This window comes from Streptococcus bovismuti, from assembly GCF_042436615.2.
GTDB lineage: Bacteria > Bacillota > Bacilli > Lactobacillales > Streptococcaceae > Streptococcus.
In genome coordinates, this window is sequence record NZ_JBHMFR020000013.1 from 1 (window position 1) to 22,214 (window position 22,214).

General features: G+C 40.1%; 17 protein-coding genes, 1 tRNA gene, 1 rRNA gene, 1 other RNA gene and 2 pseudogenes. 20 read left to right on the forward strand and 2 right to left on the reverse strand.

Translation table 11 applies throughout. The features are described from left to right. Positions 1 to 112 (forward strand): 5S ribosomal RNA (rrf, locus tag ACERDH_RS09580); the annotation flags it as partial. Positions 113 to 117: 5 nt separating this feature from the next. After that, positions 118 to 191, forward strand: a tRNA-Asn gene (locus ACERDH_RS09585). A gap of 62 nt (positions 192 to 253) precedes the next feature. On the opposite strand, the pseudogene ACERDH_RS09590 reads toward ACERDH_RS09585, so the two are convergent. After that, a pseudogene (locus ACERDH_RS09590) lies at positions 254 to 403 on the reverse strand (ISL3 family transposase); the annotation flags it as partial. Between the two features lie 500 nt (positions 404 to 903). Between ACERDH_RS09590 and comW the strand changes: the two are divergent. The 16 genes and pseudogenes from comW (at position 904) to ACERDH_RS09670 (ending at position 17,693) form a co-directional block, all read left to right on the forward strand. Further along, complete coding sequence (comW, locus tag ACERDH_RS09595; protein WP_000940045.1) at positions 904 to 1,140, forward strand: sigma(X)-activator ComW; 237 nt, start codon at positions 904 to 906, stop codon at positions 1,138 to 1,140. Positions 1,141 to 1,370: 230 nt separating this feature from the next. Then, entirely contained in the window at positions 1,371 to 2,657 is a 1,287-nt protein-coding gene (locus ACERDH_RS09600; RefSeq protein WP_001832534.1) for an adenylosuccinate synthase, read from the forward strand. 199 nt (positions 2,658 to 2,856) lie between these two features. Next, positions 2,857 to 3,324 (forward strand): tRNA adenosine(34) deaminase TadA, encoded by a 468-nt coding sequence (gene tadA, locus ACERDH_RS09605; RefSeq protein WP_001110112.1) that lies wholly within the window; start codon positions 2,857 to 2,859, stop codon positions 3,322 to 3,324. Between the two features lie 34 nt (positions 3,325 to 3,358). Then, positions 3,359 to 3,454: signal recognition particle sRNA small type (gene ffs, locus ACERDH_RS09610), an RNA gene on the forward strand. Between the two features lie 56 nt (positions 3,455 to 3,510). Continuing rightward, a complete protein-coding gene (locus ACERDH_RS09615) occupies positions 3,511 to 3,954 on the forward strand; it encodes a dUTP diphosphatase (protein ID WP_265471999.1) in 444 nt (147 codons plus the stop codon). Continuing rightward, a complete protein-coding gene (locus ACERDH_RS09620) occupies positions 3,914 to 4,471 on the forward strand; it encodes a histidine phosphatase family protein (protein ID WP_386686875.1) in 558 nt (185 codons plus the stop codon). The genes ACERDH_RS09615 and ACERDH_RS09620 overlap by 41 nt, the downstream gene beginning before the upstream one ends. A 13-nt stretch (positions 4,472 to 4,484) precedes the next feature. Beyond that, complete coding sequence (radA, locus tag ACERDH_RS09625) at positions 4,485 to 5,846, forward strand: DNA repair protein RadA (protein WP_077804517.1); 1,362 nt, start codon at positions 4,485 to 4,487, stop codon at positions 5,844 to 5,846. A gap of 72 nt (positions 5,847 to 5,918) precedes the next feature. Further along, positions 5,919 to 6,416 carry a beta-class carbonic anhydrase gene (locus ACERDH_RS09630; protein WP_004237611.1) on the forward strand — a complete coding sequence of 166 codons (498 nt, stop codon included), beginning with the start codon at positions 5,919 to 5,921 and terminating at the stop codon, positions 6,414 to 6,416. 24 nt (positions 6,417 to 6,440) lie between these two features. Further along, the gene (locus tag ACERDH_RS09635; protein WP_261146149.1) at positions 6,441 to 7,256 is read left to right on the forward strand and encodes a PrsW family intramembrane metalloprotease; all 816 of its coding nucleotides are present in this window, start codon (positions 6,441 to 6,443) and stop codon (positions 7,254 to 7,256) included. Positions 7,257 to 7,401: 145 nt separating this feature from the next. After that, on the forward strand, positions 7,402 to 8,370 hold the full coding sequence (locus tag ACERDH_RS09640; RefSeq protein WP_033682853.1) for a ribose-phosphate diphosphokinase: 969 nt from the start codon (positions 7,402 to 7,404) through the stop codon (positions 8,368 to 8,370). A gap of 223 nt (positions 8,371 to 8,593) precedes the next feature. Further along, complete coding sequence (locus ACERDH_RS09645; RefSeq protein WP_386686870.1) at positions 8,594 to 9,568, forward strand: Rpn family recombination-promoting nuclease/putative transposase; 975 nt, start codon at positions 8,594 to 8,596, stop codon at positions 9,566 to 9,568. Between the two features lie 7 nt (positions 9,569 to 9,575). Continuing rightward, positions 9,576 to 9,956, forward strand: a pseudogene (locus ACERDH_RS09650) (Rpn family recombination-promoting nuclease/putative transposase); the annotation flags it as partial. Positions 9,957 to 10,331: 375 nt separating this feature from the next. After that, complete coding sequence (locus tag ACERDH_RS09655; RefSeq protein ID WP_203212881.1) at positions 10,332 to 11,360, forward strand: N-acetylmuramoyl-L-alanine amidase family protein; 1,029 nt, start codon at positions 10,332 to 10,334, stop codon at positions 11,358 to 11,360. Positions 11,361 to 11,503: 143 nt separating this feature from the next. Further along, positions 11,504 to 12,826: a nucleoside triphosphate hydrolase gene (locus tag ACERDH_RS09660; RefSeq protein WP_386686867.1), complete on the forward strand. Its 1,323-nt coding sequence runs from the start codon at positions 11,504 to 11,506 to the stop codon at positions 12,824 to 12,826. Between the two features lie 142 nt (positions 12,827 to 12,968). Further along, the gene (locus ACERDH_RS09665) at positions 12,969 to 14,396 is read left to right on the forward strand and encodes a PspC family transcriptional regulator (RefSeq protein ID WP_386686864.1); all 1,428 of its coding nucleotides are present in this window, start codon (positions 12,969 to 12,971) and stop codon (positions 14,394 to 14,396) included. 210 nt (positions 14,397 to 14,606) lie between these two features. Then, positions 14,607 to 17,693, forward strand: a complete 3,087-nt coding sequence (locus ACERDH_RS09670; protein ID WP_386686861.1) for an LPXTG cell wall anchor domain-containing protein — start codon at positions 14,607 to 14,609, stop codon at positions 17,691 to 17,693. A gap of 138 nt (positions 17,694 to 17,831) precedes the next feature. On the opposite strand, the gene ACERDH_RS09675 is transcribed toward ACERDH_RS09670, so the two are convergent. Next, entirely contained in the window at positions 17,832 to 18,767 is a 936-nt protein-coding gene (locus ACERDH_RS09675) for an Rpn family recombination-promoting nuclease/putative transposase (RefSeq protein WP_386686858.1), read from the reverse strand. Positions 18,768 to 18,914: 147 nt separating this feature from the next. On the opposite strand from ACERDH_RS09675, the gene polA reads away from it, so the two are divergent. Both polA and ACERDH_RS09685 read left to right on the forward strand, forming a co-directional pair. After that, positions 18,915 to 21,548, forward strand: coding sequence for a DNA polymerase I (polA, locus tag ACERDH_RS09680; RefSeq protein ID WP_386686855.1), 2,634 nt, complete (start codon positions 18,915 to 18,917; stop codon positions 21,546 to 21,548). An 84-nt stretch (positions 21,549 to 21,632) separates the two neighbouring features. Then, entirely contained in the window at positions 21,633 to 22,070 is a 438-nt protein-coding gene (locus ACERDH_RS09685) for a CoA-binding protein (protein ID WP_033680979.1), read from the forward strand. The last annotated feature ends 144 nt before the right edge of the window (positions 22,071 to 22,214 follow it).

Consider the following 22,214-nt stretch of genomic DNA (forward strand, 5'->3'; position numbering starts at 1 on the left):
GTGACGATAGCCTAGGAGATACACCTGTACCCATGCCGAACACAGAAGTTAAGCCCTAGAACGCCGGAAGTAGTTGGGGGTTGCCCCCTGTGAGATATGGAAGTCGCTTAGCTTTAATCCGCCATAGCTCAGTTGGTAGTAGCGCATGACTGTTAATCATGATGTCGTAGGTTCGAGTCCTACTGGCGGAGTAGTTAATTAAGAGAGGTTTAGTCCTCTTTTTTTGTTATGTAATTTATAATCTATCTAGAGTCATTTGACTTCCACAATCAGGACAAAGTGGAGCCTCATAATCCAGTTGAGCAATGATTTCTTTGTGAGTATCCCTATTAACGATATCCATAATTTGGATATTAGGGTCTTTAATGTCTAGTAATTTTGTGATAAAATCTAATTGTTCCATATGAATCTTTCTAGTGAGTTGTTTGGTCGCTTTTTATTATAGATGATATGGGACTTTTTTTCTACAACAAAATAGTCTCCATAATATCCATAGGGGATTTACCCACTACAAATATTATAGAGACTATTTTTTGGTGAGAAAGGTTTAATCAACCTCCATTTTCGATCAATGATAGTACTTAAAGTGACGTTTCTAAGAAGGATTCTGGTAGGTATACCATTGCTTTAAAGGTATTGTGGTATCCCTATTAACAAAATTCATAATGAAGTGGCTAAAGGAGTAGGACTGTAAATCCACTCCTTCGAGTTCGGAGGTTCGAATCCCATTCTTTCCATTAATTTAGTTTTTAAAATTTAGGTAGTAAATTTATTCCTATTCTGTCAACTTTTTCCTATTTGTGATCTTGTTGAGGTTGGTATTTTAACAATTCAGGAATTGATAGTTAATGTGTAAAATTTTTTGTTAGAATAAGATCATAAAAAGTAAAGGAGTGTATGCTTATGCTACAAAATATTTATGATCAGATGACTGATTTCTATGACAGTATCGAAGAAGAGTATGCTACTTTCTTTGGTAATAGTTGGGACTGGGAACATTTTCATTTTAAATTTTTGATTTATTATTTAGTTAGATATGGCATTGGGTGTCGTAGGGATTTTATCGTTTACCATTATCGTGTTGCTTATCGTTTGTATCTTGAAAAGATGATAATGAAACAAGGTTTTATTTCTTGTTGAGATAGTCTGAGTTAATTTCCGAACAAACTTACTTTTTTATGGCAATATAACAATAAATAGCTAGTTATTTTTCTAAATCATTTTTTAATAGTTGGAAATAGCAAATCTTTCTATTGTTTCTTCTTGATAAAAAGGCGATTTTTTCTTATAATAAACTGTAAGATATAATTGCAGGTGAGAGTCCTGCCATGTATGTGAGAAAGGAAGAGCCTGAGGGCTCAGACAAGATTATGACTTCAGTTGTTGTTGTAGGTACCCAATGGGGTGATGAAGGTAAAGGGAAGATTACAGACTTCCTTTCAGCGAATGCAGAAGTGATTGCACGTTACCAAGGTGGTGATAATGCAGGCCACACTATTGTGATTGATGGTAAGAAGTTTAAATTGCACTTGATTCCATCTGGGATTTTCTTCCCTGAAAAAATCTCTGTTATTGGGAATGGTATGGTTGTAAATCCTAAATCTCTTGTAAAAGAGTTGAGCTATCTTCATGAGGAGGGTGTTACAACTGATAACTTGCGTATTTCTGATCGTGCGCATGTTATTTTACCTTATCATATCGAACTGGATCGCTTGCAAGAAGAGGCTAAGGGTGATAATAAGATTGGTACTACAATTAAGGGAATTGGTCCAGCTTATATGGACAAGGCTGCTCGTGTTGGAATTCGTATTGCCGATCTTTTGGATAAAGATATTTTCCGTGAGCGTTTAGAACGTAACCTTGCTGAAAAGAATCGTCTTTTTGAAAAATTGTATGACAGTAAAGCGATTGCTTTCGATGATATTTTTGAAGAGTATTACGAATATGGTCAACAAATCAAGAAGTATGTGACAGATACATCTGTCATTTTGAATGATGCGCTTGATAACGGTAAACGTGTGCTTTTTGAAGGTGCACAAGGTGTTATGCTAGATATCGACCAAGGTACTTATCCATTTGTTACGTCATCAAACCCTGTGGCTGGTGGTGTGACCATTGGTTCTGGTGTTGGTCCAAGTAAGATTGACAAGGTTGTTGGTGTATGTAAAGCCTATACGAGTCGTGTAGGAGACGGTCCTTTCCCAACTGAGTTGTTTGATGAAGTGGGAGAACGTATCCGTGAAGTGGGTCATGAATATGGTACAACAACTGGTCGTCCACGTCGTGTGGGTTGGTTTGACTCAGTTGTGATGCGTCATAGCCGTCGTGTTTCTGGTATTACGAATCTTTCATTGAACTCTATCGATGTTTTGAGTGGTTTAGATACTGTGAAAATCTGTGTGGCCTATGATCTTGATGGTCAACGTATTGACTACTATCCAGCTAGTCTTGAGCAATTGAAACGTTGCAAGCCTATCTATGAAGAGTTGCCAGGTTGGTCAGAAGATATTACCGGAGTTCGTAATTTGGAAGATCTTCCTGAGAATGCGCGTAACTATGTTCGTCGTGTGAGTGAATTGGTTGGCGTTCGTATTTCTACTTTCTCAGTAGGTCCTGGTCGTGAACAAACAAATATTTTAGAAAGTGTTTGGTCGTAAGAGATTTTTAAGATTTGTTTAAGATAGGTTGGTTATACTATAGACAGTTACAAGAAGACCTCCTAACTTGTTGTAACAAATATCCTAAACTTTTCTTTTTCATAATAATCTCCCTATAAAGTCACCGCATTCGGTGGCTTTTTTTGTCTTGGGATTCATGATATAATAATAAAATCGACAAGTAGGAAAAGGGAAATTGATGAATTATACAGTTGAAGAAAAAGAAGTCTTTATGAGGGAAGCTTTGAGAGAGGCTGAGATTGCTCTTGAACACGATGAAATTCCAATTGGTTGTGTGATTGTCAAGGACGGAGAAATCATTGGCCGTGGGCATAATGCTCGTGAGGAGTTGCAACGAGCGGTTATGCATGCGGAAATTATGGCTATAGAGAATGCGAACCTAAGTGAGGAGAGCTGGCGCTTGCTGGATTGCACGCTTTTTGTGACCATTGAGCCTTGTGTCATGTGTAGTGGGGCGATCGGACTCGCCCGTATTCCAAACGTGGTCTATGGGGCTAAAAATCAGAAATTTGGCGCTGCTGGGAGTTTGTACGATATTTTGACAGATGAGCGTCTCAACCATCGTGTGGAGGTTGAAACGGGAATTTTGGAAGATGAATGCGCAGCTATTATGCAGGACTTTTTTAGAAATAGACGGAAAAAATAATTTTGCTTTTAAAATGAATAGGAATGTGATATAATAAATGATGGAGCAACAGTTCTGCGTGAAGCGGGTCAGGGGAGGAATCCAGCAGCCCTAAGCGATTTGAATTGTGTGCTCTTTTTTTCGTGCTTTTTCCGAATAAATAAGATAGAATAATCTAGAATAAATGATAATAGAAAAGAGAAGATGATGAAAATTCGTGGTTTTGAATTGGTTTCGAGTTTTATAGATGAAAATTTATTGCCCAAGCGTGAGACAGCGCATGCGGCTGGTTACGACTTAAAGGTTGCTGTGCGCACAGTTATCGCTCCAGGAGAGATTGTCTTGGTTCCGACAGGGGTTAAGGCTTATATGCAGCCGACTGAGGTACTCTACCTCTATGATCGTTCTTCAAATCCTCGTAAGAAGGGATTGGTTTTAATTAATTCAGTTGGGGTTATTGATGGGGATTATTATGGAAATCCTGGGAATGAAGGGCATATTTTTGCACAGATGAAGAATATAACAGACCAAGAGGTTGTTCTTGAAGTAGGAGAACGTGTTGTCCAGGCTGTCTTTGCTCCTTTCTTAATCGCAGATGGAGATGCGGCTGATGGCGTTCGGACTGGTGGATTTGGATCGACTGGGCACTAGAATGAAGATTATCTTTGTACGTCACGGGGAGCCAGATTATCGTGAGTTAGAGGAGCGTTCTTATACGGGATTTGGGATAGATTTGGCACCCTTGTCTGAGAAGGGATGGCAGCAAGCCCAAGACCTGAGCAAGAATCCGTTACTCTCTTCAGCTGAAATAATCATATCTTCTGCAGTCACAAGAGCTTTAGAAACGTCTTCTTATGTGGTTCGTACTACGAGACTTCCTTTAAGAGTAGAGCCTTTATTACATGAATGGCAGGTCTATGAAACAGGAATAGAAAACTATGAAACAGCTAGAAGCCTGTTTTTAGAAAACAAGGGGGAGTTGCTTCCTAATAGTCCTATTCAATATGAGACGGCTACGGAGATGAAGTCTCGTTTTTTAGAATGTATGGCTAAGTATCGAGATTATCAGATTGTGATAGTGGTAACTCACAATATGCTTATGCGCCAGTTTGTGACAAATGAGAAGATTGATTTTTGCCAAGTGATTGAGTATGAGTTAGAGATATAGAAAGAGGTTTATCATCGCAAAGAAAAAAGCGACATTTGTATGTCAAAATTGTGGGTATAATTCCCCTAAATATCTGGGACGTTGCCCCAACTGTGGGTCTTGGTCTTCTTTTGTAGAAGAGGTTGAGGTTGCCGAGGTAAAGAATGCGCGTGTGTCCTTGACAGGTGAGAAAACCAAGCCCATGAAACTGGCTGAGGTGACTTCAATCAACGTCAATCGAACCAAGACGGAGATGGAGGAATTCAACCGTGTACTTGGAGGAGGAGTGGTACCAGGAAGTCTCGTCCTCATCGGTGGGGATCCTGGGATTGGGAAATCTACCCTTCTCCTACAAGTCTCAACCCAGCTGTCTCAAGTGGGGACTGTTCTCTACGTTAGTGGGGAGGAGTCTGCCCAGCAGATTAAACTACGTGCAGAGCGCTTGGGTGATATCGATAGTGAGTTTTATCTTTATGCAGAGACAAATATGCAGAGTGTTCGCGCAGAGGTAGAGAGAATCCAGCCAGACTTCCTTATTATTGACTCTATCCAGACTATTATGTCTCCTGAGATTTCAGGGGTTCAGGGGTCTGTTTCTCAGGTGCGTGAGGTGACAGCTGAACTGATGCAGCTGGCTAAAACTAATAATATCGCCATCTTTATCGTAGGCCATGTTACCAAGGAAGGAACCTTGGCTGGGCCTCGTATGCTAGAGCATATGGTGGATACGGTGCTTTACTTTGAAGGGGAGCGTCATCATACCTTCCGTATTTTGAGAGCGGTCAAAAACCGTTTTGGCTCTACCAATGAAATTGGGATTTTTGAGATGCAGTCAGGTGGCTTGGTTGAGGTCCTCAATCCGAGTCAAGTTTTCTTAGAAGAGCGTTTAGACGGTGCTACGGGCTCGTCCATCGTGGTGACTATGGAAGGGACGCGTCCGATTTTGGCGGAGGTTCAGGCTTTGGTGACACCGACCATGTTTGGAAATGCCAAGCGTACGACAACAGGACTTGATTTTAACCGTGCTAGCTTGATTATGGCTGTTTTGGAAAAGCGGGCAGGGCTTCTCTTGCAAAATCAAGATGCTTATCTTAAATCTGCTGGCGGTGTCAAATTGGATGAACCTGCCATTGACTTGGCGGTTGCAGTTGCCATTGCTTCTAGTTACAAAGACAAGCCAACCAACCCTCAGGAATGTTTTGTAGGCGAGCTGGGTTTGACAGGGGAGATTCGGCGCGTGAATCGTATCGAGCAACGTATCAATGAAGCTGCTAAACTGGGCTTTACTAAGATTTATGTACCTAAGAATTCCTTAACAGGAATCACTCCACCCAAGGAAATTCAGGTCATTGGAGTGACAACGATTCAGGAAGTTTTGAAAAAGGTCTTTGCATAATTCGTGACAAATCCTCTTAAAAATGATAAGATAGGAGAAATATTTGACTATCAAATTTTCGAGGAGGGAATCGTGTCGTATTTTGAACAGTTTATGCAAGCCAATCAGGCTTATGTTGCCCTACATGGGCAGTTAAATCTGCCACTTAAACCCAAAACCAGAGTAGCTATTGTGACCTGTATGGACTCACGTTTGCACGTTGCGCAAGCTCTGGGCTTGGCACTTGGGGATGCTCATATCTTGCGGAATGCAGGTGGTCGAGTGACTGAGGACATGATTCGTTCGCTAGTTATTTCCCAGCAACAGATGGGGACAAGAGAGATCGTGGTGTTGCACCATACAGACTGTGGTGCTCAGACCTTTGAAAATGGACCTTTTCAGGAGTATTTAAAAGAGGAACTAGGTGTCGATGTGTCAGATCAGGACTTTTTGCCCTTCCAAGATATAGAGGAGAGCGTACGCGAGGACATGCAACTCCTTATCGAGTCGCCTCTAATACCAGATGATGTGATTATCTCTGGTGCTATTTACGATGTGGATACAGGAAGTATGACAGTCGTAGAATTGTAAAAAATTCATTTAGAAAGAAAGTGTATGAAGAAAAACAGCATTTTATTTATTTTTATCTTATTGCTATGTATTGGTTTACAGTATGAAACCATCTACTATACGGACGGTTCGATGTCAGGTGCGGAATATGGACTGATGGGAGTTTCTATCTTTCTAGCTCTCTTTTACATGATTCCGGCTCTTTATTTCCTCTTCCGTATTGGGAAAAAATGGGAATTACCAAAGAACGCCTTGATCTTGTCTTTATTGGGTGGGATGTTCCTTTCAGGCTGGCTTTCTAGCTTTGCTAATACCTACATCCATGATTTACTGGGGGTTCTTTTCCCAGATAGTGCATTTTTAAATGCCTTTGAAAGTGCTATTGTGGCTCCTTTGGTAGAAGAACCCTTGAAATTATTGCCACTTGTCTTTGTTTTAGCTTTGATTCCTGTGCGAAAATTAAAATCTTTGTTTTTACTAGGGATTGCTTCTGGTTTGGGATTCCAAATGATTGAGGATATTGGCTATATTCGTACAGATTTGCCAGAGGGCTTTGACTTTACTATTTCGAGAATTTTAGAGCGTATCATCTCAGGAATTGCCTCTCACTGGACTTTTTCAGGTCTAGCTGTAGTGGGTGTGTACTTGCTTTACAGAGCCTATAAAGGGCAGAAGGTTGGCAAGAAACAGGGTCTTATTTTCCTAGGTTTAGCCTTGGGAACTCACTTCCTGTTTAACTCTCCTTTTGTGGAATTAGAGACAGAGTTACCCTTAGCGATTCCATTGGTTACGGCTATTACTCTCTATGGTTTTTATCAGGCTTATCGCTTTGTTGAGAAGCACGATGAGATAATGAACTAGAATATTTTTCAAAAGAATGATGCAAGGGTACAAATATGCTGCTCTTCTTTTATTTTTGATTGAAAAATAGTGTAAAAAGCGCTACAATGGTAAATGGAAAAATCTTGTGAAAAGCACAAGCGATACATATATACCGGAGGAAATCATGTCTTTTTCTGATTTAAAGCTGTTTGCCCTTTCTTCTAATCAAGAATTGGCAAAACGTGTGGCGCAGGAGATTGGGATAGAGTTGGGGAAATCAAGTGTCCGCCAATTTTCAGATGGAGAGATTCAGGTCAACATCGAAGAATCAATCCGTGGGAAACACGTCTTTATCCTACAATCAACTAGTTCACCTGTAAATGACAATCTGCTTGAAATTTTGATTATGGTAGATGCTTTGAAGCGTGCGAGTGCAGAATCTGTCAATGTTGTCATGCCTTACTATGGGTATGCACGTCAGGATAGAAAGGCGAGAGCACGTGAGCCAATCACTTCAAAACTTGTCGCAAATATGCTTGAAGTAGCTGGAGTGGATCGTTTATTGACCATCGACTTGCATGCTGCTCAGATTCAAGGATTCTTTGATATTCCTGTGGATCACTTGATGGGAGCTCCTCTGATTGCGGATTATTTTGAGCGTCGTGGCATGGTTGGTTCTGACTATGTGGTTGTCAGTCCAGACCATGGAGGAGTGACTCGTGCCCGTAAATTGGCAGAATTTTTGAAAACATCTATTGCTATCATTGATAAACGTCGTAGTGTTGATAAGATGAATACCAGTGAAGTCATGAACATCATCGGTAAGGTCGAAGGCAAGACTTGTATCTTGATTGATGATATGATTGATACTGCTGGAACGATTTGTCATGCGGCAGATGCCCTTGCAGAAGCTGGTGCTGTTGAAGTCTATGCAAGCTGTACGCACCCAGTTCTTTCTGGTCCTGCTATGGACAATATCCAAAAATCAGCTATTAAGAAATTGGTTGTTTTGGATACTATCTACCTGCCAGAAGAGCGTTTGATTGATAAGATTGAGCAGATTTCAATCGCTCATCTCCTAGGGGATGCTATTGTACGTATCCATGAAAAACGCCCACTTTCTCCACTTTTCAGTATTGAGAAAAAGATTTAATGACCAAGCCTGAGATGATTCTCAGGTTTTTTCATTTCTTTTCCGAATAAATAGATAGAGTCAGTGAATCTAGTAAAACTAGATTTAATACTCTTCGAAAATCAAATTCAAACCACGTCAACGTCGCCTTGCCGTACTCAAGTACAGCCTGCGGCTAGTTTCCTAGTTTGCTCTTTGATTTTCATTGAGTATAAGACTATGGTATAATAAAAGGAGGAAAAGGATGATTCTAAGACATCCGGGCATTAGCCCGACCAATGATTTGGTTGCTAAGAAAATCTTTAGCAATCCAGAAATCACTTGTCAATTTATTCGTGATATGCTGGACTTGCCAGCCAAAAATGTAACCATTTTGGAGGGAAGCAATATTCACGTCTTGCCTTCCATGCCTTACTCAGCTCAGGATTTCTATACAAGTATAGACGTCTTGGCGGAGTTGGATAATGGCACTCAAGTTATCATCGAAATTCAGGTGCATCACCAGAATTTCTTCATCAATCGCCTGTGGGCTTATTTGTGCAGTCAGGTCAATCAGAATCTTGAAAAAGTTCGCCAGCAAGAGGGCAATACTCATCAGAGTTACAAACACATCGCACCAGTATATGCTATCGCTATTGTGGATAGTAATTATTTCTCAGATGATTTGGCTTTCCATAGCTTTAGTATGCGCGAGGACACGACAGGTGAGGTCTTAACCATCACAAACAATGAACAGGAAAACCATCTGGTCAAGATGGCGTTCTTGGAATTAAAAAAATACAGAGAAACCAGCAAAGACGAGGTTCACAAGCCGTGGTTGGAGTTTTTTGGGAATAAACCCTTTACCCAACAACCCGAGCGAGCCATAAGCCAAGCAGACCAACTGCTGGACTACAAGAGCTGGTCCGAGGAGGACAGGAAAATGTTTAGTGAACAACGCAGACGCGAAGAACAAGCATTATTGGCTCATGACTATGCCTTGGAACAAGCTGAGGAAAAGGGCTTAGAGCGTGGACTTGAACGTGGTCGTGCAGAGGGTATTGAAAAAGGGCGAGAAGAAGGTCTTGAACAAGGACTGGAGCGTGGGAAAGTTGAAGGACAAATCTTTACTTTTCTAGATTTAGTACGCCAACATGTTTTAACTTCCGAATTTGCTAGTGAACAATTGGGAATGACTGTTGCTGAGTTTGAAGAACTATTGAAAGACCATCATAAATAAGACCTAAAAATACAGAGAAACCAGCAAAGATAAGGTTCGCAAGCCGTGGTTGGAGTTTTTCGGGAATAAGCCTTTTACCCAACAACCCGAGCGAGCCATCAGCCAAGCAGACCAACTGCTGGACTATAAGAGCTGGTCCGAGGAGGACAGGAAAATGTTTAGTCAACTACGTATGCGAGAAGAACAAGCCTTGTTAGCACAGGACTATGCCTTAGAAACAGCTAGGGCGGAGGGGATTGAACAAGGTTTAGAGCGTGGGAAAGCTGAAGGAAGGGAAGAAGGAAAACTCTTTGCCTTCTTAGACATGGTTCGTCAACATGCTTTAACTTCCGAATTTGCTAGTGAACAATTAGGCATGACGGTCGCTGAGTTTGAGGCCTTGCTATAAGGTCACATTTTAAATAGTAGAAAGTTGATGAAATGGCAGGTTCTTATCAAAAAACTTGCCATTTTTACTTGACATTTAGAAGTGTTTATAAGATAATACCATAGACGTGAGTTCTGTCCAACTGTCTATGTGGATTAGATATGAATGATTTTACTCAAGGATCATAAGTTTGTGAGATTTTCACTTGAAAAATGCAGTATTTGACGGGTATTTTTTCTCACAAAAATGTTTTTTTCACCTTTTTTTCTAAAAATAGGTAAAAACTTTAAAAACTAGAAGAAAACCCTTGACAAATCCTGCAAATATTTATATACTGTATGGTAGTAAGATAGTCTTACGAAAAAATATATAATGAAAAATGAAGGAGATAAAACGATGAAAAAAGTTTTATTGACAAGCGCAGTCGCTCTTGCAGCATTTGGTGCTGTACAAGCTGTTTCAGCTGATACTAACAACGGTTACACTGAAAGTGGTCGTGTAAATCCAAAAACAGGTAAATTGGATGTTGCTAAATACACAGAAAATGAAGTGAAATCAGCTCATACTGGTGTAGTTGCTCCAGAAAACCAATACAAACCAGAAACTCCAGCTTACAACCCTTACCACGGTAAACCAGTTGTGTTTGGTAACGGTTCACACGTTCGTTTCCACGTTCGTGACCTTCAAGGTGCTTCAGTAGCAGGTGTTAAAGTAGATATCATGGTTTGGGCTAACAAAGCTGATTACATGAACTACGCTAAAGCATCAGTTGTTTCTGCTGAATCTAACGCAGCAGGTGATGTTGAATTGTCAGTACCACATGGTGGATTGGTTCAATACCGTGTAGCTAATGTACCAAAAGGGTATGTTGTAAAAGGTATGGAGTCTACTAACGGACTTTACACATTAAACAAAACTTCAAATGGCGCAGAAATTGGTAGCGTTGCAGAAGGAACATTTGTATACTCTGGTTCAGCTGACTTAGATAAAGATACTCATGCAGATATGTTCACAAACGCTTCAGTTGATTTGGTTCTTGAAAAAACTGACTCATACAACGTTGTGAAAGACCAATGGGTTCAAGAAGAAGATGGTTGGAAATACTACGCTTCTAACAAAGCTGTTTCAGGTTGGAAACAAGTTGACGGTAAATGGTTCTTCTTTAACGCTGAAGGCGTAATGCAAAAATGGTGGGTTAAAGATGGAAACACTTGGTACTACCTAAACGGAAACGGTGAAATGCAAACTGGTTGGTTGCAAGACGGTGGTAAATGGTACTACCTTGAAAACTCAGGTGCTATGAAAGCTAGCCAATGGTTCACTGTTGGTGGTAAATGGTACTACGTTGACGGTTCAGGTGCCCTTGCAGTAAACACTACTGTAGGTGGATACACTGTTAACGGAAACGGTGAATGGGTTAAATAATCTAGCTCAATAAAAAAAGCAGGAGATTTCTTCTGCTTTTTATTTTTTCCATAAAAAGTTCAGTTTTTCTTAGAAATTTTTGTAAAAATAAGATACAATAAAGAAAAGCATAATAGCTAAATTTAAGAATGGAGAATGTTCACATGAAAAATAAAAAAGCTTTAGCTCTAGCTCTTGCTAGTGTCACAATGGCAGGCGCTGCTGTGACTGCTTACTCAGCTATCACAGCTCCTTCTGTACATGCGGAAGAGTTTGTTCGTAAAACAGAATGGGTGACGATTTCGAATGACCGTTCACGTACTCGTACGACAGTCTACCATGAGGCAGGAGACCAGAAAATTGATTTACATAAATACATTGATAAATTCGAATATCAAAATACTTATGTAGAGGGTGGTGTTCGTTACTATGTATTTGTGGAAAAGGGTACAAAACTTGATGAGTTGGAAAATGACCCAAATACAGCGTCTGCGGATTTGAATAAACAAGGTTATAAATCGACTGATAAAAATAACAGCTGGCGTGAAGTGTCAGGTAACCGTTACTTCTATTCACACGGGAACCCAGTTAAGGGTTGGGTCATGATTGACAACAAGACTTATTACTTCAACAGTGAAGGTGTTATGGCTCGTGGTATCATCGAAAACAACTCTGAACGCTACTACCTAGATAATCAAGGTGTTAAAAGAACTGGTTTCATTAAAGTAGGTGAAAAAACTTACTACTTTGATGCAAACGGTGTTCGTAGAACAGAAGTTGTCACAGAAAATGGTCAATCGCACTTTGTAAAAGACGGTGTTGTGACAAATGGAGTTCAAAAAGTTGGTACGAAATGGTACTTCTTTGATGAAAAAGGTAAAGCTCAATCAGGTATTGTAAAAGATAGCGCTGGTAAATGGTATTACATCACTGCAGAAGGTGAGCGTAAGACTGGCCTTATCAAAGGTGCTGGCGACAAGTATTACTTTGTAACTGAGGAAGGTGAACGTAAGTTCGGTGAAATCACTGTTGACGGTAAAACTTACTTCTTGACAGATGATTCTGATACTAAAGCTGGCTGGAACAAAGTTGACAATCACTGGGTTTATGTAAATAAAGAAGGTAAACGTCAAACTGGCTGGCTTAAAGATGGTGGTAAATGGTACTACTTTAACGCTGAAGGCGTGATGCAAAAATGGTGGATCAAAGATGGTAACAAATGGTACTATCTAAACGGTTCAGGTGAAATGCAAACTGGCTGGTTGCAAGATGGTGGTACTTGGTACTACCTAAACAGTTCAGGTGCTATGGAAACTGGCTGGCTTAAAGATGGTGGTGCTTGGTACTACCTTAAAGGCTCAGGTGCCATGGTAACTGGTTGGTTCCAAGTTGGTGGTAAATGGTACTATGCTTATAGTTCAGGTGCCCTTGCAGTAAACACTACAGTTAACGGCTACTATGTAAATGCCAACGGTGAGTGGGTATAAAAATAGGAAGAGAGTGGTTTTTCAACTGCTCTCTTTTTTACATTTAAATATTTCTACACTTTTTATGTTTTTTATTGCATTTATTATAGGAAAGGGATATAATCTAGATAAATTTATTATCTTAATACAGGAGGATTTTCCTATGAGAAAAACAGTAACAGGTATTTTGCTAGCAACTTCTGTGCTAACTATGGCGACAGTCCAACAAGTACAAGCTGCAGAAAATGGAGCAGCAACGGCTTCGACAACTTCTACGGTTACAGAAGTTCATTATATTGCATTTAAAAATGGTAGAATTGTTGATATCAAAGCAGCATTGACAGGGTCTGCTGTAACAGCTACATCTATCAAGGAACAGCCTAAAATTGAGAACTATAACTATACTACTAGTGAAGTAAGGGATGGTATACTATACCATACATATGCTCCAGTTGCTACAACAGATAATAGTAATACTTCTTCTGCTCAAAGCAATCCTTATCATGGTGGAAATACGGCTGCTACAACGAACACGAATACAAACAACAATCAAAACGCTACAACAACTAGTGGCAATTCAGCAGTCAAGGAAGTTCGTTTTGTAGTCTATAAAGAAGGCAGTAGCGACCCAGTAAATATTAAGGAACCGCGTAAAGGATCTGAAGCATCAGACACAAGTCATCCGACTATTGCTAACTATGACTACGTTACAGGTGAGTTAAAAGACGGTGTTCTTTATCATGTCTATCGTTCAAACACAGCCACTAACGCTAACCAAAATAATGCTGGTAACAGCAACCAAAATCAGTCTACAGCGGCAGGTCAGTTCAAAACAGAGAACGGAAAAGTCTACTATATCAAGGACGGCAAAAAGGTTAGTGGTTGGCAAAAAATCGATGATAAGACTTATTACTTTGAAGCTGATGGTGCTATGAAGAAAGGACTATTGACTGCAGGTGATAAGCAATACTATCTAGATGAAAAAGATGGTGTTAAAAAGTTAGGCTTTGTAAAAGTTGCTGATAAGACTTATTATTTTGTAGAAGATGGTGAGAAGAAAACTGGTTTTGTTAAAATCGATGATAAAACTTACTATGTCAAAGAAGGTGTCCGTTTAACGGGTGATATTACTGTTGATGGGAAACATTATTTCTTGGATGAGGAAGGTGTCCTTAAACAAGGGATTGTTGTGATTGATGGTAAAAAATTCTTCATCGATAGCGAAGGAAATCGTCAGACTGGCTGGAAGAAGGTTGAGGGTGACTGGTATTATTTCTCTAAAGAAGATGGAATGAAGACTGGTTGGCTGAAAGATGGTGGTAAATGGTATCATTTTAATGCTGCAGGTGTGATGCAAAAATGGTGGTTTAAAGAAGGTGACACTTGGTACTACTTAAATGGTTCAGGTCAAATGCAAACTGGTTGGTTGAAACAAGGTGGTAGTTGGTATTATCTTGATAATTCAGGCGCTATGAAGACTGGTTGGTTTCAAGTAGATGGCAAATGGTACTATGCATATAGTTCAGGAGCTCTTGCTGTTAGCACTACAATCAATGGTTACACAGTAAATGCCAACGGTGAGTGGGTTTAAAAGTGTAAAATTTACTATAAAAAATGTAAATAATGAAAAGAAAACAAAAAGAAAGCTTATAAAATAGGCTTTCTTTTTCTGTTATGAGATGTTTATTTGAAAATTAACATAAGTATATAATTGTATAAATAAAATGACCTATTACTTGATTATATTTTTAGAAAGAGTTATAATAAACCCAAATATAATTCTAAAAAAGGGGTTTCACAAATGGATAAAAAGAAAATGATTTTAACTAGCTTGGCTAGTGTGGCTGTATTGGGAGCAGCATTTGCGGCATCTCAACCATCAGTCGTGAAAGCTGCAGAGGATAATGCAACTACTGCTTCAGCTCAACCAGCACCTACTAAACCAGCAGACGCTGGAGCTACTGACACTTCTAAATCAGAAGTTACAAGTCCAGAAATTAAACAAGCTGAAGCTGACGCTAAAAAAGCTGAAGGAAAGGTTACTGAAGCTCAAGCTAAAGTAGATACAACTACTACTGCATCTAACGAAGCTAACACTAAACTAGAAGCTGAGAAAAAAGAATCTGCTGAAGCTGACGCTGCAAAAACTGAAGCTGAAAAAGCTAAAACTGCAGCTGATGAAGAATTAGCTAAAGCTAAAGAAAAAGCTACTGAAGCTGACGCTAAAGCTAAAGAAGAAGCTAAAAAAGAAGAAGACGCTAAGAAAGAAGAAGCTGATTCTAAAGATGCTCTATCAAAAGCTTTAGATCAATTAGAAAAAGATATCGATGCTGATGCTAAGATTACAAATAAAGAAGAAGCTAAAAAAGCATTAGGTAAAAAAGATATTTTAGCAGCTGTAGAATCTGGTGATTTAAAAGCTGGTGATGTTCTTGCTGAATTAGCAGATGATAACGAAAAAGCTGAAGCTAATAAAGAAACTGAGAAAAAATTAAGAAATAAAGACCAAGCTAATGAAGCTAACGTTGCAGCAACTTCAGCTGAAGAAGCTAAATCTAAAGATCAATTACCAGAAAACATTAAAGCTGGAATTGACAAAGCTGAAAAAGCTGATGCTGCTCGTCCTGCATCAGAAAAAGCTCAAGATAAAGCTGATGACTTAGGTGAAAAAGTTGATACGCTTAAAGAAGATGCTGATGCATTAAAAGCTGAAGAAGATAAAAAAGCTGAAGCTCTTAAAAAACAAGAAGATACATTAAAAGAAGCTGAAGAAGCTCTTAAATCAGCTACAGATAACGGTTCTGATTCTGATATTGTTTCTTCATTAGATAAAGCTGTTAAGGCGATTAAAAAAGAGCGTGATGCTGCACAAAATGCATTTGATCAAGCTGCTTCGGATACTAAAGCTGTTGCTGATGAACTAAACAAACTTACTGATGAGTACAACAAAACTCTTGACGAAGTGAAGGCTGCTAAAGAAAAAGAAGCTAACGAGCCAGCAAAACCAGTAGAAGAAGAACCAGCTAAACCAGCAGAAAAAACAGAAGCTGAAAAAGCTGCTGAAGCTAAAGCAGAAGCCGATGCTAAAGTTGCTGAATTGCAGAAAAAAGCAGACGAAGCTAAAACAAAAGCAGATGAAGCTACAGCTAAAGCTACTAAAGAAGCTGAAGATGTGAAAGCTGCTGAAACTAAAAAAGCTGAAGCCGATAAAGCTAAAACTGACGCAGAAGCTGAATTAGCTAAAGCTAAAGAAGAAGCAGAAAAAGCAAAAGCAAAAGTTGAAGAACTTAAAAAAGAAGAAAAAGATAACTTAGAAGCTCTTAAAGGTGCTTTAGAGCAACTTGAAAAAGACGCAGAAGCTGAAATTAACAAAAATTCTAAAATCACTGACAAAGCTAAAGCTCTCGAAGAAGCTAAAGCTGCAATTGGTAAAGACGCTTTACTAAAAGCTATCGAAGATGGTGTCATCACAGCTACACAAGCTGCTAAAGAATTAGAAGATCAAAATGCGACTGCTGAAGCTAATAAAGATCAAGACCCTCAAGCTGACGAAATCGGTGCTACAAAACAAGAAGGTAAAGATCTATCTGAGCTTCCAGCTGCTGATAAAGAAAAATTAGACGCTGCTTACAACAAAGAAGCTTCTAAACCAATCGTTAAAAAACTTCAAGACATCGCTGATGATATCGCTGAAAAAATTGAAAAATTAACTAAAGTAGCTGATAAAGATAAAGCTGATGCTACTGAAAAAGCTAAAGCTGTAGAAGAAAAAAATGCTGCATTAAATAAACAAAAAGAAACTTTAGAAAAAGCTAAAGCTGCTCTTGAAACAGCTAAGAAAAACAATGCTGACCAAGCTATCCAAGATGGATTACAAGATGCTGTTACTAAACTAGAAGCTTCTGTTGCTTCTGCTAAAACTGCTGCTGATGAAGCTCAAGCTAAATTCGACGAAGTTAACGAAGTAGTGAAAGCTTACAAAGATGCAATCGATGAACTAACTGACGATTACAATGCAACTTTAGGTTATATCGAAAACTTAAAAGAAGTTCCTAAAGGTGAAGCACCAAAAGACTTCGCAGGTGGAGTAAATGATGATGAAGCAACTACTGAGCCTGCTAAGGAAGCGGATGAGGTTCCAACGGTTCCTAATGCTCCAGAATTCAATGGTGGTGTAAATGATGATAATGCTCCTACAGCTGAAGAAAACCCAGAAGGTAAAGCACCAGCTGAGCAACCAAAAACAGAAGTTAAAGATATTAAATCTGAAATCAAACGTCTTGAAAAAGAAGTTGAAAAACTTGAATCTGACGTGAAAGATGCAGAAAATGGTGCTGAAGACTATTTTGTAGAGGGATTGAAAGGTGAATTAGATAAAGCTAAAGCAGAATTAGAAGAACTTAAAGCTGCTTGGTTAAATCTTGTGAATGACAAACCTGAGTTTGATTTATCAAAATTAAATGAAGGTAAATTGCCTGAATCGAATAAAGAAAATACAGTTCCATCAAGACCTGAAAAACCAGCTCCTGATTTCCCAATCCCAGCTAAAGTTGGAACACCTGGAAATCCACCGCGTGAAAATTCTGATACTACAGCTGTGAATGAACCTGCACTTGTGCCAACTACACCGGCTGCTCCTGGAACAGATGCTTCAGCTACACCAACAACTCCTAGAACGGATGCTCCAGCTATGCCAACAGCAACTCCTGCGGTTGCACCAACTGTAGCAGGTACTAATAAAGATAATACATATCAAGCTCCAGCTGTGAAAGTAGAAGATAAGAAAGAACTTCCTAACACTGGTGGTAAAGATAATGTTGCAATTGCATCATTAGGATTCCTTGGATTGCTCCTTGGTGCCCTTCCATTTGTGAAACGCAAAAACTAATTAGTTGAAGATATAAAAGAGAAGGATTATGACCTTCTCTTTTTGTGATATGGACTATAGTGAGAGTTTTATTGAAAGAAGAAAAAAGTGAACAAAACGACATTTTGGTTTTGTTCACTTTTATGTTGCTCTATAAACTTACAATAAGGCCTCAAACTCAGCGACTGTCATGCCTAATTGTTCACTCGCAAATTCGGAAGTTAAAACATGTTGACGTACCATGTCTAAGAAGGCAAAAAGTTTCCCTTCTTCCCTTCCTTTAACTTTTCCACGCTCTAAACCTTGTTCAAGACCCTCAGCTCGCCCACGCTCTAAGCCTTTTTCTTCAGCTTGTTCCAAGGCATAGTCCTGTGCTAACAAGGCTTGTTCTTCTCGCATACGTAGTTGACTAAACATTTTCTTATCCTCCTCGGACCAGCTCTTGTAGTCTAGCAGTTGGTCTGCTTGACTGATGACTCGCTCGGGTTGTTGGGTAAAGGGTTTATTCCCAAAAAACTCTAACCAGGGCTTGCGAACCTCGTCTTTGCTGGTTTCTCTGTATTTTTTTAATTCCAAGAATGCCATCTTGACCAGATGGTTTTCTTGTCCGTTAGTTGTGATGGTTAATGCTTCACCTGTCGTGTCCTCGCGCATACTAAAGCTATGAAAAGCCAAATCATCTGAGAAATAATTACTGTCCACAATAGCGATAGCATATACCGGTGCAATGTGTTTGTAACTCTGGTGAGTGTTTCCTTCTTGTTGACGAATTTTTTCTAGGTTTTGATTGACCTGACTGCACAAATAAGCCCACATGCGATTGATGAAGAAATTCTGGTGATGCACCTGAATTTCGATGATAACTTGAGTGCCATTATCCAACTCCGCCAAGACGTCTATACTTGTATAGAAATCCTGCGCTGAGTAAGGCATGGAAGGCAAGACGTGAATATTACTTCCCTCCAAAATCGTCACATTTTTTGCTGGCAAGTCCAGCATATCACGAATAAATTGACAAGTGATTTCTGGATTGCTAAAGATTTTCTTAGCAACCAAATCATTGGTCGGGCTAATGCCCGGATGTCTTAGAATCATCCTTTTCCTACTTTTATTATATCACAGTTTTAAATCTAGGTTTACTAGATTCACTGCTACTATCTATTTATTCGGAAAAAGGATGAAAAATACTCGGTCTGGCTCTTCCCAATGGTATTTTTTGGTGCTTTCCTTTATAATGGGTGTATGGATAAGAAAAAATTATTATTGATTGATGGGTCTTCTGTTGCTTTTCGGGCGTTTTTTGCGCTCTATCAGCAGTTGGACCGTTTTAAGAATGCGGCTGGTTTGCATACCAATGCGATTTATGGCTTTCAGTTGATGTTGAGCCATTTGTTGGAGCGGGTTGAGCCAAGTCATATTTTGGTGGCTTTTGATGCGGGAAAGACGACTTTCCGTACAGAGATGTATGCGGACTATAAGGGTGGTCGAGCTAAGACTCCTGATGAGTTTCGTGAGCAATTTCCCTTCATTCGTGAGTTGTTGGATCATATGGGGATCCGTCACTATGAGTTGGCTCAGTATGAGGCGGATGACATTATTGGGACACTGGATAAACTAGCAGAGCAGGATGGTTTTGATATTACCATTGTCAGTGGGGACAAGGACTTGATTCAGCTGACGGATGAGCATACGGTGGTTGAGATTTCCAAGAAAGGTGTGGCTGAGTTTGAGGCCTTTACGCCAGATTATCTCATGGAAAAGATGGGCATTACACCGACTCAGTTTATCGATCTCAAGGCGCTCATGGGTGATAAGTCTGATAATATCCCTGGAGTGACCAAAATCGGTGAAAAGACAGGTATCAAGCTCTTGCTGGAGCATGGTTCGCTTGAGGGGATTTATGAAAATATCGATGGGATGAAGGCTTCTAAGATGAAGGAAAATCTCATCAATGATAAGGACCAGGCCTTTTTGTCTAAGACACTGGCGACTATTGATACCAAGGCACCGATTGAGATTGGTTTGAAGGATTTGGTCTATAGTGGTCCAGATGTGGAAAATCTTGGGAAGTTCTACGATGAGATGGGCTTCAAACAGCTCAAGCAGGCTTTAAATGTGTCGTCAGCTGATGTTGCTGAAAGTTTGGACTTTACTATCGTTGAGCAAGTCAGTCAAGATATGCTGAGTGAAGAAGCTATCTTTCACTTTGAGCTTTTTGGTGAGAATTACCATACGGATGATTTGGTTGGTTTTGCTTGGTCTTGTGGGGATAAGCTTTATGCTACAGACAAGCTTGAACTTTTGCAAGAGCCTATTTTCAAGGATTTTCTAGAAAAAACACCTTTGAGGGTGTATGACTTTAAGAAAGCTAAAGTTCTCTTGCATCGTTTGGGTGTGGATTTGCAGGCGCCTGCTTTTGACAGTCGTTTGGCTAAATATCTCCTTTCGACTGTGGAGGACAATGAAATTGCGACCATCGCTAGTCTTTATGGTCAGACTTACTTGGTCGATGATGAGACTTTCTATGGTAAGGGAGTCAAGAAGGCCATTCCTGAACGCGAGAAATTCTTGGAACATTTAGCGCGTAAGCTTGCTGTTTTGGTTGAGACAGAGCCTATTTTGCTTGAAACACTCAGTGAAAATGGGCAATTAGAGCTTCTTTATGATATGGAGCAACCTCTGGCTTTTGTCCTTGCCAAGATGGAAATTGCTGGGATTACGGTCAAGAAAGAGACCTTGCTTGAGATGCAGGCTGAAAATGAGCTTGTCATTGAAAAACTCACTCAGGAGATTTACGAACTGGCTGGTGAGGAGTTTAATATCAACTCGCCTAAGCAGTTGGGCGTGCTTCTCTTTGAAAAATTGGGACTTCCTCTAGAATACACTAAAAAAACCAAGACAGGTTATTCGACAGCGGTGGATGTCTTGGAGCGTCTAGCTCCTATTGCTCCGATTGTTAAGAAAATTCTTGACTATCGTCAGATTGCCAAGATTCAATCCACTTATGTAATTGGCTTGCAGGACTGGATTTTAGCTGATGGCAAGATTCATACTCGCTATGTTCAGGATTTGACCCAGACCGGGCGTCTGTCTAGTGTAGATCCAAACTTGCAAAATATCCCTGTGCGTTTGGAGCAGGGTCGTCTCATTCGTAAGGCTTTTGTGCCTGAGTGGGAGGATAGTGTGCTGCTCAGTTCGGACTATTCACAGATTGAATTGCGCGTTCTGGCGCATATTTCTAAGGATGAGCACTTGATTAAGGCCTTCCAAGAGGGGGCAGATATCCATACTTCGACAGCTATGCGGGTCTTTGGCATTGAGCGTCCTGAGGATGTGACTCCAAACGACCGTCGCAATGCCAAGGCTGTTAACTTTGGAGTGGTTTACGGGATTTCAGACTTTGGTTTGTCTAATAATTTGGGCATTAGCCGTAAGGAGGCCAAGGCTTACATTGATACCTACTTTGAACGTTTCCCAGGTATTAAAAACTACATGGATGAAGTGGTGCGTGAGGCGCGTGATAAGGGCTATGTAGAGACCCTCTTCAAGCGTCGTCGTGAGTTGCCAGATATCAATTCGCGTAACTTTAACATTCGTGGTTTTGCGGAGCGGACTGCCATCAACTCTCCTATCCAGGGTTCCGCAGCAGATATTCTCAAGATTGCCATGATCCAGCTGGATAAAGCCTTAGTTGCAGGTGGTTATCAGACTAAGATGCTTCTGCAAGTGCACGATGAAATCGTCCTTGAAGTGCCTAAATCGGAACTAGCAGAGATGAAAAAATTAGTGAAACAAACCATGGAAGAAGCCATTCAACTCAGTGTTCCTCTTATCGCAGATGAAAATGAAGGGGCAACCTGGTACGAGGCTAAATAAAAAGGGGGCTAGTCCTCCTTTTTTGTAGTAGAATTCTGCAAGCCTTTTCAAATTGTGCTATACTGAAGAAAAAGGAGGATTTCTATGAGTCAAGAATTTATCAATCCAAGTGATGGTGTGATTCGTCAGTATCTCGCAACGAGTAAAACCCTTGCTGTGGTGGGTTTGTCAGACCGTGAGGAAACAACTAGCAATCGAGTGACTAAGGAAATGCAGTCTCGGGGTTATAAAATTATCCCAGTCAATCCCAAGGCAGCAGGTGGTGAAATCTTGGGTGAAAAGGTTTATGCTAGCCTAGCTGAGATTCCTTTTCCTGTAGATATTGTTAATGTTTACCGTCGCAGTGAGTTTCTGCCAGATGTGGCGCGTGATTTTCTCAAAGCTGATGCCAAGATTTTTTGGGCACAGCTAGGACTTGAAAGTCTAGAAGCGGAAGAAATCTTGCGTGCTGGTGGATGTGATGATATCGTGATGAATCGTTGTATCAAGAGAGAACATACACGCTTGATTGAGGAAGCATAAGAAAAAGGTAGCTGGTGGGCTACCTTTTGTGTTATGTGACTATTAGTCCGTCTCGCTCCGTTAGGTGCGAGACAAAACAACCACCCGCTATGCGGGTGCGCGTCGAAGGTTATACCAAAAAAACTCCGAACGCGATACAATAAA